Source organism: Herpetosiphonaceae bacterium, from assembly GCA_036374795.1.
Taxonomy (GTDB): Bacteria; Chloroflexota; Chloroflexia; order Chloroflexales; family Kallotenuaceae; genus LB3-1.
In genome coordinates this window covers 1-1,120 of record DASUTC010000301.1, presented here as the reverse complement: position 1 = coordinate 1,120, position 1,120 = coordinate 1, and the positions used below count along the sequence as shown (strand labels likewise).

Here is a 1,120-nt window from a genome sequence, read left to right as displayed (position 1 = left end):
ACAACAGGTGCTCGAAGTGCCCGAACGAGATGACGTACTGGTTGAGCAGCGTCAGCAGGACCGCGCCGATTATCGCACCGGAAAACTGCGTTTCGCCGCCGATCTTGACGTAGGCGAGAGCATAGACGGCAACGAGGAAGCTGAAGTCGCCCGGACTGATGACGCGATTGCCGTGCGCGAACAGCGCGCCGCCAATTCCAGCGGCAAACGATGCGACGGCGAGACAGATAATCTTCATTTTCAGAACGTCGATGCCGACGCTTTCGGTCACGGCATCGTTGTTCTGGATGGCCTTCAGGAGCTTGCCGAAGGCGCCGCGCTCAAGCCAGAAGAACGCGGCAAGAAGGGCAATCACTATCGCAACGACGACTGCGGAATAATAGGGATCAAGCCAACGCGGTGGGTAGATGCCGATCATTCCGGAATTGCCGCCGATGACCTCTGCCTGCGTATAGATCAGCCGCAAGACCTCGGTGAAGGCAAAACTGATCAGCATGAAGTACGGTCCCTTCGTGCGCAGCGTCACGTATCCGAAAATCACGCTGAGCAGCATCGGCGCCATGCCGCCAATCAGCAGGGAAAGGACCAGGGGCAGTTTGTACCAGGCGGTGAGAATGGCAGCGACGTATGCGCCGACGCCCCAGAAGGCAGCCGTGGCGATGTTGAGCTCGCCCGTCAGCATGACGAAACGAAGCGCAGCGGCGGCCAGGATGTTCAGCGAGATCCACAGGACGACTTTCAGCGTGTAGGTATCGCTGCTGGTCAATGCCAGCACGAGCAGCACGGCCAGCAGCGCCCAGCCGATCGCGTCCGCCCACCTAGCGTTCAACATGACCCATCAGCCCTTGAGGACGCACGAGGAGGAAGACCATGACCAGCACGAACATGATGATCGTCGCGATGGTCAGGTCGTAGTAGTAGCCGAAGATGCTTTCGATCAGCGCCACGAGCAGGCCGCCGAGGATCGCGCCCGGAATGCTGCCGAGCCCGCCGATGATGATGATGATGAACGCCTTGATCAGGTAATCGCCGCCGATCGCCGGCTGGCTGACAGTCAGCGGCGCGATGAGCGCGCCTGCGAGGCCGGCCATGCTCACACCGATCAGCCAGCCGTAGAAGG

2 protein-coding genes are annotated in these 1,120 nt (G+C 60.4%); both read right to left on the bottom strand.

The window, feature by feature from the left end; all coding sequences use genetic code 11:
- Positions 1-832, bottom strand: an 832-nt coding sequence (locus VFZ66_23390; protein HEX6292152.1) for a branched-chain amino acid ABC transporter permease, incomplete at its 3' end; no start/stop codon positions are given.
- Positions 819-1,120: hypothetical protein (locus VFZ66_23385; GenBank protein ID HEX6292151.1), on the bottom strand; the 302-nt coding region annotated here is incomplete at its 5' end. The genes VFZ66_23390 and VFZ66_23385, both read right to left, overlap by 14 nt.